Origin of the sequence: Bacillus sp. M13(2017) (assembly GCF_002218325.1) — a bacterium.
GTDB lineage: Bacteria > Bacillota > Bacilli > Bacillales > Bacillaceae_G > Bacillus_A > Bacillus_A thuringiensis_K.
In genome coordinates, this window is the sequence record NZ_KZ268512.1 from 1 (window position 1) to 17,570 (window position 17,570).

Sequence of the window (17,570 nt, forward strand, 5' to 3'; positions counted from 1 at the left end):
CGTCCGTACTTCGCTCCAGCATTCGCAACCTTTGATGAGAGAGAAGGTTCATCATATGCATAGAAATCTCCCATGACACGTTCTTCCCCATTTAAGTTAATCCAAACTGGACCTTCCCATGTTTCAATCTTCCACCAGCCATTATCTCTTTTTTCCACGACTCCTACATTTTGAGCACCATACTCTGACCCACCATTTGTTTTAGCTGAATTAAAAGATGGCTCCTTATACCCATAGAATGATTGATTCACATATTCTGAACTACTAGCAGCGTGAGTTACTATACTAAATGTAGAAATAGATAGAATGAGAATCAATAGCAATGATACGCCTTTTTTAAACATATAAACTTTTCACCTCTTCCTTTTTTTAACAATATATTACCATAAGTACATTAACATAAATTTCTTTATTTATCTATAATTTACCATATCAATCGACAAATAATTTAGATTATTATATTTCTTTTAAACCCTCTCCATTCAAGGCATGATTGGGTTAAATGTAATATGAAATACAAGATATGCAATATTGCATATCTTGTATTTTGTATATTAAATTATCAATTTATTCCTTTCTTATACATCAGTATCTAATTTTTGCTAGTTGCTCTTCTTTTTAAAATAACTATTTTGTTCAATTTTTTGATACATTTACGAAACATTTCTCTGTTATCTTCATTAAGTTCTTTTCTTTTTATAATGTCGTGCGAGATATACCAACACAGGAAGCCCTAGCCCCCTAATCCTAGAGCTTCTTTTTTAATAAGGATTTTATGTATTTTATTATTCCCACCAACTTTCTAAATTTTATATTCAATATATAATTATACTAAATTTATAATATATTAATGGAACGTCACGTGTTTCAAATACAACATTTTTTGATGACCTTTAATACATAAAATGTTGTTATCAAGTCGGAGTAAAACACCTTTGGGTGTCTTTTCTTTTGTACATTATATTCATTAGGGCTCATTTATTTTTTACAAAACCCACCCTTTTGCTTCCGACGACGATGAGGAGTGGTTTTTTTGTTATCTTTTTCTAAAATTTGTTTCCTAAAAACATACGCAGAAACTCTACGTACAATGGTTTTCACAAATTCTTTTAGAAGTTCAAACAAAACTCCATTAGAGATAGTTTTATTAAATTTTTCACTACTAGCCACAAAAATATCTTATAATCTTTATATAATAAATTAATGTATTAGGGGTAGATAAAATGCCAGTTACACTCGAACTTATTCTTTTCATTCTTATAGCAATTAGTGCTGTTGGCTATTTAATAAAAGAATTTCAAAAAACTAGGAAACGAACACTTGGAATTTCACTAGAATTTTTAGTTCTTTTCTGGTCAATATGGAGAATATCAACTCTCATAATCTAATTTATAAAACATGAATTCCTTCGAATGAAGTGAAACTTTAATCAGTGGGAGTTTTATTCATCCCCCACTGATTATTAGTTAAACCAATCGGGATTTTACGGGATAAATTTACCAGTATTTTTACCACAACATTCATGTTAAAATCCCTTGTGAGTACGACATAACTCGACCTTATGAAGCTCCGCAGCTTTTATCGCGGAGCTTTTTTTATTTAAAATAACTTTTTTGTTCATTTTTTTGATACATTTACGAAACATTCATATGTTACGTTATATAAGTCCTTTTTTAAATCATATTCATTCTAGCAAAAAGTCCTAGTCCCCCTAGGACTTTTTGCATTCAAATAATGAGTTGTCTTTTTTCTCAATAACCGAAACTATTTAAGGTGGTAAAATAATAATTGGACTGGCATCCAATACCATATTACAATGGAGCAAATCTCAAGAAGGCACCTTAGGGTGTCTTTTTTATAGAGAATCAGTTTAAAAACTAAAAATAAAGGAACCTCAATAAATGAGGTTCAAAAAATCTACTATTTTAAATTACCTTCGTAAAAAGCAACTCCATTTTGAACATGTTTTAAATACCACGTAATCGTCCCGCCACAAACATTTTCATTAAAACTATTAGCATATACTCCATTTGAGTAATAAAGAGTTCTTTTGAATTTCCCATTAGAATACTCATAAGGAATTGAGCATGTTGCTTGCTTCGGAGAGCTCACAGCTTTTTGTGTATCAGCTGAAGCTGCACCAATTCCTCCTGTTAATGCAATACCTGTTGCTAACGCTCCTACTACTAATTTCTTGAACATAATAAATCCCCCTTTAATAGTTTTTATTGATTACAACTTAAATGTATCACTTTTGTAATTTATGTAAATATCTTGAATATGCAGAAATATTTATTTAATTATTGGTAATATTAGGATTTTATTTTATCAAATGGAAAATAGAGGGATTATTAGATGAGCATGTGAAAATACAGATAGGTTTATATTAAATGAACGTGGTCCAAGTCGGCGAAAGGCACCTTTTGGTTTCTTTTTTTACATAAAAAAATCTCACCATCTTATAGAAACGATAAGCCCTTTAAAACAATAATTGCAACTATATTAATTTTACATTACATTAAGGTTAGAGAATGTTCTTATATTAATAAAGTGCTAAATAGTAGGTGGCAAAATGGAATTTAACGATTTGGGTATTACCATTAAAGAACTTAGAATTAAAAAAAATATATCACAATCCGAATTATGTCATGGAATATGTTCACAAAGTCAAATTAGTAAGATTGAAAAAGGTATGATTTATCCATCTAGTATATTGTTATATCAATTATCAGAAAGACTTGGTATTGATCCAAATAACATATTTGCACTAACTCAAAACAAAAGATTAAAATATGTAGAAAATGTAAAATATGTAATAAAAGATTGCTTAAAACAAAAACAATATAAAGAACTTTATGAAATAGTAAAAAAAGAGAAAAACTTAAATAATTTTCAAACAAAAGATGAGAAACAATTTCTAATATGGCATGAAGCAATTGCTATATTTGTGGTGGATAAATCAATAAAAACTGCTTTAGATTTTTTAAATAATGCATTAAAACTGACTTTAACTAATTCTGATTTTTTATCAGAAAGAGAAATAGATATTATGCAAACAATGGCTATATTTTATGCGGAAAATAAAGAATATGAAAAAAGTATTAATATATTCAAAAAATGTTTAACTAATTTTAATAAGCTAGATTTTCCTAGAGATAAAGAAATTAAATTAAAACTCATGTTAAATTTAGCAAAATGTTTCGACTTCACATATCAACATGAAGAGGCAATAAAGTACATTGATAAAGGTATCAAATTAGCAATTAATCTAAATACTTTATACCTACTAGGTGAACTATTCTATTTAAAAGGTCAGTGTTTATTAAAAATTAAACAACATAATGTAGAAGAGGTTATTTATAACTGGAAAAAAGCATTATTTATATTTGAACTAACAGAAAAAGAATATTATACAAAAGTGATACCAGATGAACTTATTGAAATACAAAATAAAAAACACTCATAATTTCGTAAAAACTACTTACAAAACCCACAGAAAAAATCCCTATAGCTTTTAAACTTAGATCGATAATATTAAAATAATTTAAGCCGGCGGAAGGCACCTTTTGGTGTCTTTTCTTTATTTTTACAAGGACCTGCTCAATTAATTCTTAAAAACATAATAGGGAATATTGTTTTATTTATCTCATTTTCATTCATGCTATATATAAAATTCGCTAATAAATCCACCTCAAACATACTTATATGCATAGGAGTATGTTTGAGGTGGAACTCCTTCAAATACTAATTCCTTTTATAAGCCGTTTTTTTGATGTAGATGACATTATTCTCAATACAATAGAATGAATTATGGGAACATATTTAGCAATATATATCAAAAAACAATATTAAGACCCTCCCTCCACCTTAAGGTAGAAGGTATCTTCTAATTTCTATTTCAAACTACTCGCAATCTCGGTAAAGATAACCCAAAGCGCATACGCACTTGCATCTAGATATCCTTAACTTCTTTCACCAACTACCGCTCCTCTGCCGAACGATCTTTCACCGATAGATTGTATGCCGTGAAGTGCTATTTGTAACATTTCAATTCAGATATACGACAGTAAAGAATACATCATCACGGTGTCAGCAAGCAAAAGTGTATTCTGCATTTCTGAAAACAGTAGATGGCAGATTATGACCTACTGAATCTGCTAAGAAAGAATATACAAGAACATCCTTAACATCCTCTCTATTTCCACTAATGATGACATCAAGGAAATCTTCTACTTGGAATTCTGGAGTAAACAACACAATCTTAGTTGTTCTGTTTGGTTCTAAAGAAACAAAAGTACGAGAGATTTCAACTAATTCATTTTGAGTTGGGAAAAAAGTGTTTCGGCTTCTCTTAACAGTTACCGTTACATTACTAGTATGGCAACGTGAATCATTGTTTAACATAATGTTGAGAGCAGTTGGAATAATCCCATTTCTAGAAACTGGAACTCGAAACACTCCCGTAGATTTATAAGCCATATAATCACATCCTTTCAAAATAAAATATATTTACAATATATTAGATGCAAAAAACGTTCATTTTGATATGGACAAATTATATGATTAATATATTTATAATAACCCTCGGTATTACTAAGCCAAAGTTTTAAAAGATTAACAAATAATTACCTCTGCAAATTTAGAAACCCTTTGCATTTTTATAATCAGATAAGCTAAATCGTTACCGCATTAACAAAGGGACTCCAATTATGGAGTCCCTTTGTTAATTAGCAATTAAAAATGATCAGCATGTGAGTATTGTATAATTTCTTCCTTTTTTAGAGCATGTTGTGTATCACCTGCATTGTTACTAAATGATAATGTTATCACTAATCCTAACGCCGCTAATATAAGCTTCTTCATTATTTTAACGCCCCTTTTCTTAGTAATTTTTGTTTCGCTTCGTAACATACATTAAAATAATCACTAACTTTTTCATGCTTATTCAATTTGCGGAAGCGAACCGCTAATACTTCTGCATATTCTTCTACGAAATCCCATAAATCCTGCTTTTCGAAGTAAGAAATACTTTTTTCCACTTCTTCTTCTAAGAGTTCAATTGCTTCATCTTCATTAAGAGAACGTAAAATATTGAAATGATATACATACTCTTCATTTCCTAATTCTATACAAACTGCTAATCCTTTTTCAATAAGTTCTTTTGCAATATTTATTTCTCTTAGCTTATAGTGTTCACGTGCTTGTAAGAACAATGCTTTAAAATGGGCAGGATTCTTCTCTGTCACTTCTGATAAATGACGAATCGCTAATGTAGATAAGTTTTGAGTTGCGTATAATAATCCTAAATTATGCCTTACTACTAAAATCAATTTTTCCACATTATGTTTTTGCAAAAGATCAATGGAACGATTCAAATGTTCTTCCGCTTTTTCAAATTGCTTTAAGAATATACAAGCTGTCCCTAGTGTGTTTTCACAAGAAGCGACTTTCACCTCGTATCCAGCATGTCTTTCAAAGATTTCTTTCGCTTTATTTGCGTATTCAATAGATATGAGCATACTAGACATATGATGATTTAACACCGCATATTTTTGATAAAACTCTGCATGCTCTAGTTCGTCAGAAATATGTTCTAATAAACTCTCAGCTTCTTCATATTGCCTTCTGGCTTCATTATAGTTACTAAACATTAAAGCATGTTCTGCTTTAAAAGAATGATAGTAATAAGCTGTGAGTGTATCTGTCGATTCGTCAATTGTATCAATTGCTTCAAAACTATCTTTTCGAATACTTACTCGATCAGTTAGCATTCTATATTTTAGGTCTAGTAAAGAATAATATAATAATAAATTTTGATTTTGATTTTCTTTTTCTTCTGCATGTTTAATCTGTTCAATTTTTTCATCTATTTCTTTCTTTAATTCAGTTGCTTTTATAATTTGCTGCGACAACATCATTTGATAAAAATCATTAAGTTGTTGCATAACTGCTTCATGCATTAAAATATTTGTGCTCATATCACTACGTCCTCCTCAACCACTTCTATTCACCTAAATATTACCATAATTCCGCAAATTATATAACAATTCACCCCGCAATTATAAATTGATAAAAAATAACAGAATATTCTAAATTAAAAAGGGGACTGGCTGACACATGGTTACTGTATAAAAAATAAAAAACTTATGATATTTGATCTTATTTATGGTTCTGTTACAAAGTTTTCTAAGTTAATATAAACTCTAGAAAAAATGAATACAGATCACCAAAAATGAGTTATCTTTAATCCGAACAATAATTATAATCGTTGTAAAAATTCTCATTATTGTTAATAATAAAATATTTTGATATTCCATTTTTCCTAAAAGTGTACTATACTGTAAATTGCTGAGGGGGCATTTTTAGTATTTTATGGTAACCATTCAATTTGTTAGGTTGTTATTAGTATTATGGTAACGAAAACCTTATATTTCCCCTTGAAGATAAAGCATTAGCAGCAATCACATCGAAATATCATAATAATAATTATGTTCTTAACATATATCAAGGAGTTTTAATTCAGAAAATTCTAATCATTAACTGATATAAAGTGCTAAATAAAATATTTAGACAATTGAAGTCCAACAATGATTAGAAGATATATATATTAGAAAAGGAATTTTGGGAGATCTTATCCTATATAACTAATACATATAGCGTTGTATCTTTAAATCAATAAATTTTTCGATAAGCTAGTTAATAGATTATTGAATTTAATCTTTTGATAGAGTTAAAAAAATCAACTTTATATTCTAATTTAGAAATTACTAGGTGGTGTCGGTAGTGTTTGAGTATCTTTTAGTTAAAGCCTTATTTACTATTTTCTTAATTAGCCTAATCGTGTTAATCAGTGTAATATGGACTAAAATAGAAAAAATTATGGACGAGACTGTATTTAAAAACGTTTCTGAAAAAACCAGATATGTAGGAACTATGATAATTGTTATGGTGGGAGAATTTGTTCTCATAGTCATTACTTCATTAAATTGGAAAGCTTCAATTATTGACACACTCTTTTTTGGTAGTATTATTTTGTTCTGCTGTATATGGCTAATACCTTATTTTGTTAATCAACAACAAAACGTCGCTAAAGTTATGGATAAGCATTTTAGTGGAGGGGTAGATTTAGGTGAAATTCAAGTTCATCGTGCGAAACTTTCTGCATTTAATTTAGGAAGTATTGTATTTTCTATAGTAGGAATTATTATACCTATTTGTTATTATTTTAAATATTTTTTATAACGGTTTATTGGTACTGTTGCATATTTTTTAAGATATAGTAACATGTGAGATTACAGATATTTATGTAGAGGCAACTTAGATGTATAAGACAATCCATTCATTTGAGCGAAAACAGTAAAATACCCTATAAAAAAAGAGACCCTATAAGGTCTCTTTTACTTGTATTAATTAAAAAATGATACTCATTTCCAAAACATCCACCAAGACTTCTTCTTAAACTTGGCTGCCGCTATTTCTTCCTGAGCTGATACAATAGTACGTTTAGCATCTTGAATCTCCCTGACCATCTTCATAAGATTATCATCCCTTAGCTCTAACCTCTTTTCTATCTTTTTTTCCCGTTCCTTCATATCTTCCATTATTAATTTATTCCTTTTGAAGTACTTTTTATCAATTGAGAAGTTTTCCAAAACACAATTAAACAACCTAAACTCCCTATTTATAGGAACTCACGTTTCTTCTTTTAAAACTATTATCTTAGTATTTATAAACATACATATCTTTACAGAGAAAACATCTAACGAAATTATATATTAATCAATTATAGAAAAGTCCCTCCACCTTAAGGCAGAGGGACTTTCCAATTACTATTTCAAACTACCCGCAATCTCCGTAAAGATAACCCCAAGCGCATGTGCACCTGCATCAGGGTATCCTAAACTTCTTTCGCCAACTGTACCAGCGCGGCCCATGCGAGCTACGATTTCTTTCGTGTACTCTGCTCCTTTAACCGCTGCTTCTGCACCTTTTTCAAAGGCAGTTTTTACGTCTACTTCGTTTGAGGCGCTATCTAACCAAGAGTCTACACATGGAGCAAGTGCGTCAACAAGTGTTTTGTCACCAACTACTGCTCCTCTACCGAATGATCTTTCACCGATCGATTGGATGCCTTGCAGTGCTGCTTGCAGTATTTCAGCGAATTCTTTCACTGTTAACTCACGCTTCTCGCCTGCTGCTTTACTAGCTGCGCGGAATGCACCGCCCCAAATTGGACCAGAAGCGCCGCCGCAATGTTCCATAATAATCATGGAGCAACCGTCAAGGAATGATTCGATCGTTACATTTTCTTGTTCTACAATAGAATGCCACTCACGTTTTAACTGCTTAAATCCTTTTGCTACACTCATTCCGAAGTCGCCGTCGCCAGCATGCGTATCTAACTCACAGAACGGTACTTCATTTTTAATGATAATATCGCTCATTTTATCAACGAGATACACCATATTGTTTAATGTAATGACATTATTTTTAATAACAGCGTACTCTTCCGCAGTTTCTAGTTCAAAAGAAACTTCCTTCTCTTCGGTCTCTTCCAGTACATTTACATACTCTACACTTTCAACTGGACCGTCTACTTTAAACGCGGGTGTATTACATTCTTTTGATAGTAATGTTTTTAGCTCTTCATCTAACTTCATTACCGTTAAAGACATACCAGCCATATCAATACTCGTCATATAGTTACCGACAAATACTCTATTAATTTTAATGTTTCTTGCAGCTAGTTCTCTCGTAACTGCGTTGTTAAATAAGTAGAGCTCTTGCAGTGGTGTTCCGCCAAAACCGTTAACTAGAAGTGCAATTTCTTCGCCTTCTTTTACTCCTAAATCTTTTACAAGATCGTTTGTCATACGGTTCGCTAGTTCATCTGCTGACAACATTTTTTCACGTTTAATTCCTGGTTCGCCGTGAATACCTACGCCGTATTCCATTTCATCTTCCGCAAGTGTGAAAGTAGGTGATCCACTCGCTGGAACGGTACAAGAAGTTAATGCTAAACCGATTGTGCGCACGTTAGCAGCTGCTTTTTCCGCTACAGCTTTCACCGCTCCTAAATCCATCCCTGCTTCCGCTGCTGCGCCGGCAATTTTATGAACTAAAATAACTCCTGCAACGCCGCGGCGTCCTACTGTATACAGACTATCTTCTACCGCAATATCATCGTCCACTTTTACGTAGTCGACTTCAATTCCATCTTCCGTCGCTAAATGAGCTCCGTTTTTGAAATTCATAATATCGCCGCTGTAATTTTTAATAATTAATAACGTTCCTTTTTTACTAGCTGTTTCTTTAATTGCTTGATATACCTGAATTTGTGAAGGAGAAGCAAAAACATCTCCGCACACCGCCGCATCTAACATTCCTTTTCCGACTAATCCTGCATGTGCCGGCTCATGGCCACTACCGCCGCCACTAATTAACGTTACTTTGTTTTCGTTCATTTCTTTCTTCTTAATAACTTTATATTTTTTCAAAAGTTCAAGCTCTGGGTGAGCCATAACCATTCCGTTACACATTTCCATTACTAATGTTTCTGGTTTGTTTATAATCTTTTTCATTGTGATTATCCCTCAATTCCTTTAATATATTGTGATATATTTGAAATCTTCTTCTTACTATCCATGTTAAAATGAAAGCGTTTTATAGTAAACGGACAAAATGGACAATCTGTCTAAAGACACCGTTCTCATTTATGGGTAGGATTTTCATATTACTAACATTCTAGGGATGATTGAGATGACCTCTTCTATAATTTCTAAAAAGATAATCGCGAACTCATTGAAGTATTTAATGGAAACAGAGTCGTTTCATAAAATATCAGTGAGCGATATTATGTTACACTGTCAAATGCGTAGGCAAACTTTTTATTATCATTTTAAAGATAAATTTGAACTATTAAGCTGGATTTATAGAGAAGAAACGAAAGAGAACATTATCGATTTTCTTGACTATGAAACGTGGGAAAACATTTTTGATTTATTATTTGATTACTTTTATGAAAATCAAAAGTTTTACCGAAATGCTTTTAAAGTTATTGAACAAAACTCGTTTAATCACTATTTATTTGAGCATACGAAAAACTTATATATGAAGATTATTGATGAATTATCTGTGAGCTGTGGATTCAGCCTTTCTGATGAGACAAAAAATACGATTGCCTCCTTTTATAGTCACGGCTTCGTCGGAACGATAAAAGATTGGATTGAAAGCAAATGCGAAGTAGATCCTTCCATTATGTCTTCTCTCATGAAAAATATGATAAACAATCAATTACTACTATTACTGGAGCAATCAGCAAAGTAATTAAAGGGTGGCAAAAGCAATGAAAAAGATTATGAATGATGTACAAAATATCGTTCAAGATATGCTGCATGGCTTTTATTTTGAACATAATGACAAAGTAAATTACAACGAAACACATAACATCATTTATGTAAAAGATATCCAAAAAATGAAGCAAGACGTCGCTATTATAAGCGGCGGTGGTAGCGGACATGAGCCTGCTGATATTGGCTATGTAGGAAAAGGAATGCTTACAGCGGCCGTAAACGGCAGCATTTTCACTCCGCCTACAGTAGAACAAATTATAATGGCAACTCGCCTTATGCCGAAAGATAAAAGTATTTTATTCATCATTAAAAACTTTAAAGATGACGTTGAAAACTTTCTAGCGGCAAAGCAAATTGCTAAAGAAGAAGGAAGAAAAATTGACCACATCATCGTAAATGACGACGTTTCAATTGAAGATGATGTTTCCTTTAATAAAAGAAGACGCGGCGTCGCTGGTACTGTTTTCATTCAAAAAATACTTGGTGCAGCCGCTCTTGAAGGACATTCTTTAGAAGAACTGACTGCACTCGGCCGTTCTATCACTGAAAACTTACACACATTAGGAGTCGCCCTTTCACCTGCCAACGATCCAGTGAAAGGACAAGCTTCATTCACATTAAACGAAGATGAAGTCTTTTACGGCGTCGGTATTCACGGTGAAAAAGGTTACCGCAAAGAATCGCTGTCCTCTTCTGAAATATTAGCGATTGAACTGATGAACAAACTAAAAAGCATTTATCGCTGGAGAAAAGGCGACAACTTCGCCATCCTTATTAACGGACTCGGTGCGACACCATTAATGGAACAATACATTTTCGCAAACGACATTCGCCGGTTGTGTGAACTTGAAGGATTGCAAGTTACATTCGTAAAGGTTGGTACGCTGTTGACTTCTTTAGATATGAAGGGTGTTTCGCTTAGTTTGCTTAAAGTAGAGGACTTGGATTGGGTGAAGTGGTTGAAGGCGGATGTTAGAGTGGGTAATTGGTAAGTAAAAATTATGATGATAAAAGCCTTTAACTATAACGTGTTAAAGGCTTTTTGCAAATTGAAATATCGTACAGGCGTTAACAAGAAATTCTTAATCACCTCACTGAATAATTACAGGTCTTCCAAATAAAGCTGGATAATAAATTAACATCGCACCTACAAATGAACACACTAAACAAAAAACAGCCTCGTATTTTATAACTAGAGAAGAATTCGTATCAAACTTTTTTTCATCTCTTTTACATATCATTTTAAATAAAACGCTATATAATAAATACCCAATAATCGCCCCGAGGGTGTTCGTAAATAAATCATCAATATCTGTAATTCTATTATTTAGTAATTGATTTAACTCAATTGCCAATGAAAAAAAGAATCCCGCGCATACGGTGTTTTTCATTTTTTTAAACTGCGGCCAAATAGTCGGCAATAAAAAACCTAATGGCATAAACAGTACGATGTTCAAAAGATACGTAGTACTACCCGCCGTATCAAATAGAGTCAAATTGATTTGATTTACACGAATCCACGTTTCATATCTACTTATATCCCATACAGTCGCAATCTGCGTCACCTTATACACTAGCGAAAGATAGAATAGAAAAATATATACCCATAGAAAATGCCGAATAGATATGTTTCTTTTCGCTTTAAAATAAAATCCAATTTGAAACATAATACAAAACATAATAGTAAAAAAATAAGTATATAAATAACTCATCAAAACTCCTGTATGCATGTGGAATCCCCTAACTTTACATTTTCATCTATTATTTTAGAACATAGTTCAAGAACTGGTACTTTGTTCATATATTTAATCTTCTACTTTGTCTTCGAATATAGGGAATATATTAAAAATATAAAATCCCCACTTCTTCATTTTCAGTCTCCTCCTTGATGTAACTTGTTTATAGGATAGGAAAAACTTTTAAAATAAAAAGTGGGGTAAATATAAAATTTTTCTTAAATCTTATGTTGGGTTTAATTATTGCTCTTCTTAATAATCCGCTATTCATTGTTAGGCAACAGTATGCTTAAACTTAGTTTTCACTCTATTCCTTCGCATCCCTCATACTGTAATACCCCAAATTAATAATAATCAAGAAATACCCACCCATAATTCCAGCTGCAAATGTCCACATGAATTCATGATGTTCAATTTCATACATAATAATCGCGCCAAGTATTGCCGCTGCGAACCGATTTATCATTCCGAGCATCGGTGCTTTTTCTTTTTTTACAATGCTATCTCCGAACTTTTCAATACGCCTTCCTAAAATCCAGGCGCAGTACATACTCACCAAAAGGCCAATGCTTATCCCGACAAACTGGGCTGAAAAAGGTGTCACGAGCCATCCCAATAACATTACGCCTAGCAAACAATACATTTGTATGTTGAATGATCTTAATGCCATACGAATCATGTTATTCTCCTTTATCTTTCTCATTGTAGTTCCGTATCATCAATCCAATCTTCCAAGCTTCAAGCTTTCAGCTATATCTTTTTTTAAATGAGGGAATTTGATTTTGCTCACCATTAAATAAGCGAGTACGCATGTACCAAACGCCACGGAAACTGGATTCTTTAAAAAACATAAAATAAGGAGACACATTGCCGCGAATGGAATCGGCATTCCGATAAATGTCGGGAGTTTGCTTTGCTGTGTGTTAAATCTCGCAAGCCGAAGCATTCCGCAAATACTATAAGCGAGCGCGCATATCATCCCAATAGACTGCAAATCTTTTAACGAGGCATTATATGCAAGAATAGATGGTGCCACACCAAAAGTAACTAAATCCGCAAATGAGTCCAACTCTCCACCAATTTCTGAAACAGAATCAAGTTTCCGAGCGACCATGCCATCAAACAAATCAAGGACCATACCTGTAATAATGAACATAACTGCACCGTACATATCGTCAACGAAAACAGCATGAATAGCCAAAAGCCCACACACAAAATTTGCTATCGTAATCATATTTGGTATGTAACTCATCACATGCTTCCCCTCCTTTCTACTAATTGCTTCATCTAAGTTCTTACTCATTACAATCAAGATCCTTCTGCTTTTCTTCCAATATTACTTTATTTATTTTCGTTAACGTCTCTGTCATTTGCTCTAGGGCATTTATATCGATTTTAGAAAAGTATTTCTCAATTAATACATCATCTAACTCAGACAACCGCTCTATATACTTACTACCGTTTGGACCAAGTGTAAGAAAATACTCCCTTTTATTATTAGGGTTTACTTGTTTTGAAATCATCTTCTGTTTCTCCAATTTCGATAAAACTTGGCTAACGGCACTTTTGGATACATTAAAGGTAGTCGCAATGTGATTTGCTGTCGTGTTTTCATTTAAATTAATATGAAATAGCATGCTCTCTTGCTGTCCTGTAAGACCGAACTCATCTTTTAACTCCTGAAATAGTAAAATGTAGAATTCATTATAAGCTCGGTTCATTTCATTAATTACTTCTTTATAAGTTCTAGTCATAGCGTTATTCCTCCATGCTTTTATTTCGTTTCGCTTAATAGTTAAGTTTACTTAACTTAACTATAGTATACCGTTATCTTCGTGTAAAGGGAAATATAACTCTACACTTTACTCACAATGATACAAAAAAGAAGACACTCTTCTAAAACAAGTTTAGTCGCTTCTGTCTCACTGCTTTCCTCATCCAAATACTTGGTAAGTCATTCTGAATAATCAAAAAGAAAATCAATAAAATTCCATATAGACCCATTACTGGTTAAAATGTTATAATAGAATTACCCTACATAGTTACTCATAGCCAGACTGAGGAACTAGCGTCTTATTAAGTAATGCGCATAACTAAAATAAAAAAGACACTTTACGGTGTCTTTTTTATTTATATTCATTGCAATTATCTCTTTTATAAACAGACTCTATCAAACAGTAAAGGAAACTAACAGATGGAACATCCTGTTGCAAGAGAACTACGTTTCATACGTGTATACCTCATCATTTTGATTATTGTCATCGCGTTTTGGGATCGTGAGAAAACTGTGGAAATTACTGATCACGGTAGCGATCCTATCTTAAATACCAGCAATATGACCCAAGTTGGTGAGTATACATTTGCATACAAAGACGAATCTAATCAAATTAAAATATTTAAGTTTAATCCAGATACGAATGAAATAAAACTAATAAAAGAGTTTTATGCTAACGAATATGAACTACATACAATAAATAATTCAAATCGATAAAAGGCACTTTAGGGTGTCTTTTCTTTATGGAGTAGGATTATGAAAAGACAGATTTACAATTCTAAGCGACTCGTTGGTACTACCCCATCATCATCAAGCTAATATTTTCATATCCCCCTAAATTAAAATTTTCTTTCTCTACAGATAGTTATTCTGAGAAGGTGCTCATTTTTTCGTTTTGGGGGCATTTCTTTTTCTTAAGTTGATGGGCATATATGGTGACCCCTATTAGACGATAATAAATTAACAATTTCGGGGTTCAGTTCAACTTTATTCAAAATAAGATTTTTTTTGCAGTAAAATCAATGTTAGCGGAAATTTTTTTAAAATTAACATAAATACTTGCAATATTTAAATTAGTACTATATAGTTCTAGTTATGACAAAGGTAAAATTAATGAATCAAAAACGTGTGATTGAAGTAGCTGCAACATTATTTTTAGAAAAAGGGTTTGCTTATACAAGTATGGATGAATTAGTACGTGTAAGCAAAGTTTCAAAGTCTAATGTGTATTATCACTTTTCTAATAAGGAACAATTATTAGAAGGAGTCGTTGATTATTGGATTGAAATGTATCAATCTGCAATTGATGACGTACTTTCTCAGAACCAATTTTTAGTTGAAGATCGTATCCAACTGTTTTTAAAGCAATTATCACAAGGAGTTCAGTCGAGAGAGTATAAGGGGAGCTGTCCATTTATTACTCTTTATATTCAAAGTCCTACACAGGCCACGCAAATAAAAGAAAAAATAGGTCTTTTTTTTACAGGATTACAAGAGAAAGTTTCTCTATTACTTAAACAAGGGGTAGAGAATGGAGAATTCAGAAATACGATTCATATTGATGAGGTTGCATCACTTTTTATTACAAATCTTGAGGGAGCGTTATTTATTTCAGAAACATTGAAAGATGCAACTGTAATCACGAAAACAGCAGATCATTTTTTTAAATTGCTTCGATAAAAGAAGCTTTTTTTTTACATCAAATTAGTACTAATTAGTACTACAAAGGGGATTTTATATGAGAACAGTATTTTTAACTGGTGGAACAGGCTTTATTGGAAAGCAATTAGTGAAAGAATTAGCCAAAGAGGATGTTAAAATTCTTCTTTTAGTAAGGTCGAAAAGTAAAGCAATACGCCTTTTTCAAGAAAGAGGCATCTTAAAAAAGAAAGTTATGCACTTTATTGAAGGTGATTTGACGAAAATAGATTTAGGTCTAAGTGCTGAAGATAAGGAGAGGGTATTGAAAACGGATGTGATTATTCACGCAGGAGGCCCCATGGATATTCAAGCGACAAGTAAAGAGGCAGCTTCCGTATTTTTAAATGGCGCCAAACATATTAGTGAATTAGCTAAAAGTATTCATCAATTGAAGGGCTTGCAACAATTTATTCATGTTGTAGGTTATATGAGTCCCTTTGATGATAAAAATAGCAAGATTGCAATTGATGTGTTTAAAGAAGGAAACAATTATTTAAAAATAAAAAATCCATATGAGAGAACAAAATTTTTAGCAGATCTCTATATCCGTCAGCAGGCATCCGCAGTAGGTTATCCGCTTTCTGTAATTAATCCGCCAACTGTAGTCGGTAGTAGTAAAACAGGGAGTACAGAGCAGATAACAGGATTAGGTTTGCTTGTAATGAGTATGCGAAGAGGGCTCATGCCAATGATTCCTGGAGGTAAGGGATATAGGTTACCACTTATTTCAAACGATGAGCTTGCGAAGTTTATTATGCAGGTTTTCAGATTGGAGCAACCGACTATTCAAACATATACACTTGTTGAAGACAAACAGTACGATCAGAACATTGCTGAATTATTAAATATTATGTCGGAAAGTATGAATATGAGGACACCAAAAATCTCTGTTCCAATGCCACTTATGAAAGCAATTATGAATAGTGGAGTAAGTAAAATAACAAAAATTCCTTCTGATGGATTGAATTTTATTACAAAACAAAATTTCCCAAATGTTTCAACGAAAAAAATTATGGGAGGAGATTGGTTTAAGAAGACGAGTGTAATGAAATTTTTGCCTGCCGTAGTAGCTGATCTGGATTATCGAATGATGTATCAAAATGGCCAGCATAATCATTTATTTAAACGAACATTATGCGATAACACTACCCTTTACCAATTACAAGGAGAGGGTAAACCGTTTATTTTATTACATGGTTTATTGAGTGATGGAGAAGATTTATTTCCTTTAGCACAAGAGCTTCATGAAAAAACTGGTCAACCTATATGGATCTTGGATCTTCCAGGTTTGGGACGTTCTCCTTTTAAACGAGAGAAAAATCTTCTAGATATCTATTTGAATGTAGTGAAAAAGTTATTGGAGAAAGCTACGAATGGTGCACATCTAATTGGCCATTCATTCGGTGCGTTTATTCTTCTGGAAGCATTGGTACAAGAGTACATAGATAAGAAGTATGCAATCACTTTACTTCAGCCACCTGTTGCTAAAAAAAATGCTAAATCACTAAATGTTCCTCAATTTATGAACAAATGGACATTAAAATTAGCAACTACTAATTTGATAGAGCGTTATTTATTAAGTAATGGTTTGTTTGAAAGTATGGAGAGCATCCCTGAACATTATATTGAAAAGATAAGTAACAGTTTTACTTCTCCTAGAATTTTAAATACTACGGTTCAGCTTAACAGTTTACTACTGAAAAACGATCAAGGTGATTTCAATGAAGTAACAAAGTATAATCTTCACATTATTTGGGGGGATTATGACAGAGCCTATTCTGCTCCATCGCATCTTGGTAAGGTTGATTTTGTTCCATATGGCCATCATTTTCCTCTTAGCCATCCGAGTGAAACGGCAACATTAGTAATAAAAAATAGTAATACTAGCAGATGAGAGTGTGGGATAAATAAAAAGTGTGTAGTAAAATCGTACTGTTTTGGGTCCCACCCTATGCCCATCAACTTCAAGATTTTATAACACCCCAAAACGAAAAAATGAGATTTTTA

The 17,570-nt window shown here is 32.5% G+C and carries 17 protein-coding genes and 3 pseudogenes; 7 read left to right on the top strand and 13 right to left on the bottom strand.

The genetic code is table 11. The features are described 5' to 3' along the window. From CGQ22_RS23155 to CGQ22_RS23170, 3 genes and pseudogenes are all read right to left on the bottom strand, one after another. Positions 1-344, bottom strand: a pseudogene (locus CGQ22_RS23155) (hypothetical protein); the annotation flags it as partial. Positions 345-978: 634 nt separating this feature from the next. Continuing rightward, complete coding sequence (locus CGQ22_RS23160) at positions 979-1,170, bottom strand: hypothetical protein (protein ID WP_000168408.1); 192 nt, start codon at positions 1,168-1,170, stop codon at positions 979-981. A gap of 750 nt (positions 1,171-1,920) precedes the next feature. Continuing rightward, positions 1,921-2,202: an LCI fold-containing protein gene (locus CGQ22_RS23170; protein ID WP_000473814.1), complete on the bottom strand. Its 282-nt coding sequence runs from the start codon at positions 2,200-2,202 to the stop codon at positions 1,921-1,923. 370 nt (positions 2,203-2,572) lie between these two features. On the opposite strand from CGQ22_RS23170, the gene CGQ22_RS23175 reads away from it, so the two are divergent. After that, positions 2,573-3,466, top strand: coding sequence for a helix-turn-helix domain-containing protein (locus CGQ22_RS23175; RefSeq protein ID WP_000395465.1), 894 nt, complete (start codon positions 2,573-2,575; stop codon positions 3,464-3,466). Between the two features lie 499 nt (positions 3,467-3,965). Here the strand turns inward: CGQ22_RS23175 and CGQ22_RS33030 are convergent. The 4 genes and pseudogenes from CGQ22_RS33030 to CGQ22_RS23190 form a co-directional block, all read right to left on the bottom strand. Continuing rightward, positions 3,966-4,049 (bottom strand): annotated as a pseudogene (locus CGQ22_RS33030) (dihydroxyacetone kinase, ATP-dependent); the annotation flags it as partial. 40 nt (positions 4,050-4,089) lie between these two features. After that, positions 4,090-4,479: a hypothetical protein gene (locus CGQ22_RS23185; protein ID WP_089149412.1), complete on the bottom strand. Its 390-nt coding sequence runs from the start codon at positions 4,477-4,479 to the stop codon at positions 4,090-4,092. A gap of 255 nt (positions 4,480-4,734) precedes the next feature. Further along, entirely contained in the window at positions 4,735-4,863 is a 129-nt protein-coding gene (locus CGQ22_RS32585; RefSeq protein WP_254922576.1) for a hypothetical protein, read from the bottom strand. Then, positions 4,863-5,978, bottom strand: coding sequence for a tetratricopeptide repeat protein (locus CGQ22_RS23190; protein ID WP_074594350.1), 1,116 nt, complete (start codon positions 5,976-5,978; stop codon positions 4,863-4,865). Before CGQ22_RS23190 ends, CGQ22_RS32585 begins: the two co-directional genes overlap by 1 nt. An 805-nt stretch (positions 5,979-6,783) precedes the next feature. On the opposite strand from CGQ22_RS23190, the gene CGQ22_RS23195 reads away from it, so the two are divergent. Further along, on the top strand, positions 6,784-7,242 hold the full coding sequence (locus CGQ22_RS23195; RefSeq protein WP_000464476.1) for a hypothetical protein: 459 nt from the start codon (positions 6,784-6,786) through the stop codon (positions 7,240-7,242). A gap of 182 nt (positions 7,243-7,424) precedes the next feature. Here CGQ22_RS23195 and CGQ22_RS23200 read toward each other — a convergent pair. Together CGQ22_RS23200 and dhaK are read right to left on the bottom strand one after the other, a co-directional pair. Further along, positions 7,425-7,619, bottom strand: a pseudogene (locus tag CGQ22_RS23200) (DUF3967 domain-containing protein); the annotation flags it as partial. 210 nt (positions 7,620-7,829) lie between these two features. Next, positions 7,830-9,581, bottom strand: a complete 1,752-nt coding sequence (gene dhaK / locus CGQ22_RS23205) for a dihydroxyacetone kinase subunit DhaK (RefSeq protein ID WP_089149413.1) — start codon at positions 9,579-9,581, stop codon at positions 7,830-7,832. A gap of 178 nt (positions 9,582-9,759) precedes the next feature. On the opposite strand from dhaK, the gene dhaS reads away from it, so the two are divergent. Continuing rightward, complete coding sequence (dhaS, locus tag CGQ22_RS23210) at positions 9,760-10,326, top strand: dihydroxyacetone kinase transcriptional activator DhaS (protein ID WP_000204220.1); 567 nt, start codon at positions 9,760-9,762, stop codon at positions 10,324-10,326. A gap of 19 nt (positions 10,327-10,345) precedes the next feature. After that, positions 10,346-11,344 (top strand): DhaKLM operon coactivator DhaQ, encoded by a 999-nt coding sequence (dhaQ, locus tag CGQ22_RS23215; RefSeq protein ID WP_000723380.1) that lies wholly within the window; start codon positions 10,346-10,348, stop codon positions 11,342-11,344. Positions 11,345-11,443: 99 nt separating this feature from the next. Here dhaQ and CGQ22_RS23220 read toward each other — a convergent pair whose 3' ends face one another. The 4 genes from CGQ22_RS23220 to CGQ22_RS23235 all read right to left on the bottom strand — a co-directional run bounded on the left by CGQ22_RS23220 (position 11,444) and on the right by CGQ22_RS23235 (position 13,842). Further along, the gene (locus CGQ22_RS23220; protein ID WP_000556870.1) at positions 11,444-12,082 is read right to left on the bottom strand and encodes a VanZ family protein; all 639 of its coding nucleotides are present in this window, start codon (positions 12,080-12,082) and stop codon (positions 11,444-11,446) included. Between the two features lie 313 nt (positions 12,083-12,395). Further along, entirely contained in the window at positions 12,396-12,767 is a 372-nt protein-coding gene (locus CGQ22_RS23225; RefSeq protein WP_000620605.1) for an ATP synthase subunit I, read from the bottom strand. A 39-nt stretch (positions 12,768-12,806) separates the two neighbouring features. Then, positions 12,807-13,391, bottom strand: a complete 585-nt coding sequence (gene pssA, locus CGQ22_RS23230; RefSeq protein ID WP_000042027.1) for a CDP-diacylglycerol--serine O-phosphatidyltransferase — start codon at positions 13,389-13,391, stop codon at positions 12,807-12,809. Continuing rightward, complete coding sequence (locus CGQ22_RS23235) at positions 13,384-13,842, bottom strand: MarR family winged helix-turn-helix transcriptional regulator (protein ID WP_000198943.1); 459 nt, start codon at positions 13,840-13,842, stop codon at positions 13,384-13,386. Before CGQ22_RS23235 ends, pssA begins: the two co-directional genes overlap by 8 nt. A 440-nt stretch (positions 13,843-14,282) precedes the next feature. On the opposite strand from CGQ22_RS23235, the gene CGQ22_RS23240 reads away from it, so the two are divergent. From CGQ22_RS23240 to CGQ22_RS23250, 3 genes are all read left to right on the top strand, one after another. Then, on the top strand, positions 14,283-14,579 hold the full coding sequence (locus CGQ22_RS23240) for a YmzC family protein (protein WP_000400974.1): 297 nt from the start codon (positions 14,283-14,285) through the stop codon (positions 14,577-14,579). Between the two features lie 396 nt (positions 14,580-14,975). Then, complete coding sequence (locus CGQ22_RS23245; RefSeq protein ID WP_001072299.1) at positions 14,976-15,542, top strand: TetR/AcrR family transcriptional regulator; 567 nt, start codon at positions 14,976-14,978, stop codon at positions 15,540-15,542. Between the two features lie 58 nt (positions 15,543-15,600). Further along, positions 15,601-17,457, top strand: coding sequence for an alpha/beta fold hydrolase (locus tag CGQ22_RS23250; RefSeq protein ID WP_089149414.1), 1,857 nt, complete (start codon positions 15,601-15,603; stop codon positions 17,455-17,457). Positions 17,458-17,570: the final 113 nt, after the last annotated feature.

Excerpts from the sequence above, each read along its gene's own strand:
- CGQ22_RS23170 (WP_000473814.1), bottom strand. The coding sequence starts at position 2,202 with ATGTTCAAGAAATTAGTAGTAGGAGCGTTAGCAACAGGTATTGCATTA.
- CGQ22_RS23175 (WP_000395465.1), top strand. The coding sequence starts at position 2,573 with ATGGAATTTAACGATTTGGGTATTACCATTAAAGAACTTAGAATTAAA.
- CGQ22_RS23185 (WP_089149412.1), bottom strand. The coding sequence starts at position 4,479 with ATGGCTTATAAATCTACGGGAGTGTTTCGAGTTCCAGTTTCTAGAAAT.
- CGQ22_RS32585 (WP_254922576.1), bottom strand. The coding sequence starts at position 4,863 with ATGAAGAAGCTTATATTAGCGGCGTTAGGATTAGTGATAACATTATCA.
- CGQ22_RS23190 (WP_074594350.1), bottom strand. The coding sequence starts at position 5,978 with ATGAGCACAAATATTTTAATGCATGAAGCAGTTATGCAACAACTTAAT.
- dhaK (WP_089149413.1), bottom strand. The coding sequence starts at position 9,581 with ATGAAAAAGATTATAAACAAACCAGAAACATTAGTAATGGAAATGTGT.
- dhaS (WP_000204220.1), top strand. The coding sequence starts at position 9,760 with ATGACCTCTTCTATAATTTCTAAAAAGATAATCGCGAACTCATTGAAG.
- dhaQ (WP_000723380.1), top strand. The coding sequence starts at position 10,346 with ATGAAAAAGATTATGAATGATGTACAAAATATCGTTCAAGATATGCTG.
- CGQ22_RS23220 (WP_000556870.1), bottom strand. The coding sequence starts at position 12,082 with ATGCATACAGGAGTTTTGATGAGTTATTTATATACTTATTTTTTTACT.
- CGQ22_RS23225 (WP_000620605.1), bottom strand. The coding sequence starts at position 12,767 with ATGATTCGTATGGCATTAAGATCATTCAACATACAAATGTATTGTTTG.
- pssA (WP_000042027.1), bottom strand. The coding sequence starts at position 13,391 with ATGAGTAAGAACTTAGATGAAGCAATTAGTAGAAAGGAGGGGAAGCAT.
- CGQ22_RS23235 (WP_000198943.1), bottom strand. The coding sequence starts at position 13,842 with ATGACTAGAACTTATAAAGAAGTAATTAATGAAATGAACCGAGCTTAT.
- CGQ22_RS23240 (WP_000400974.1), top strand. The coding sequence starts at position 14,283 with ATGGAACATCCTGTTGCAAGAGAACTACGTTTCATACGTGTATACCTC.
- CGQ22_RS23245 (WP_001072299.1), top strand. The coding sequence starts at position 14,976 with ATGAATCAAAAACGTGTGATTGAAGTAGCTGCAACATTATTTTTAGAA.
- CGQ22_RS23250 (WP_089149414.1), top strand. The coding sequence starts at position 15,601 with ATGAGAACAGTATTTTTAACTGGTGGAACAGGCTTTATTGGAAAGCAA.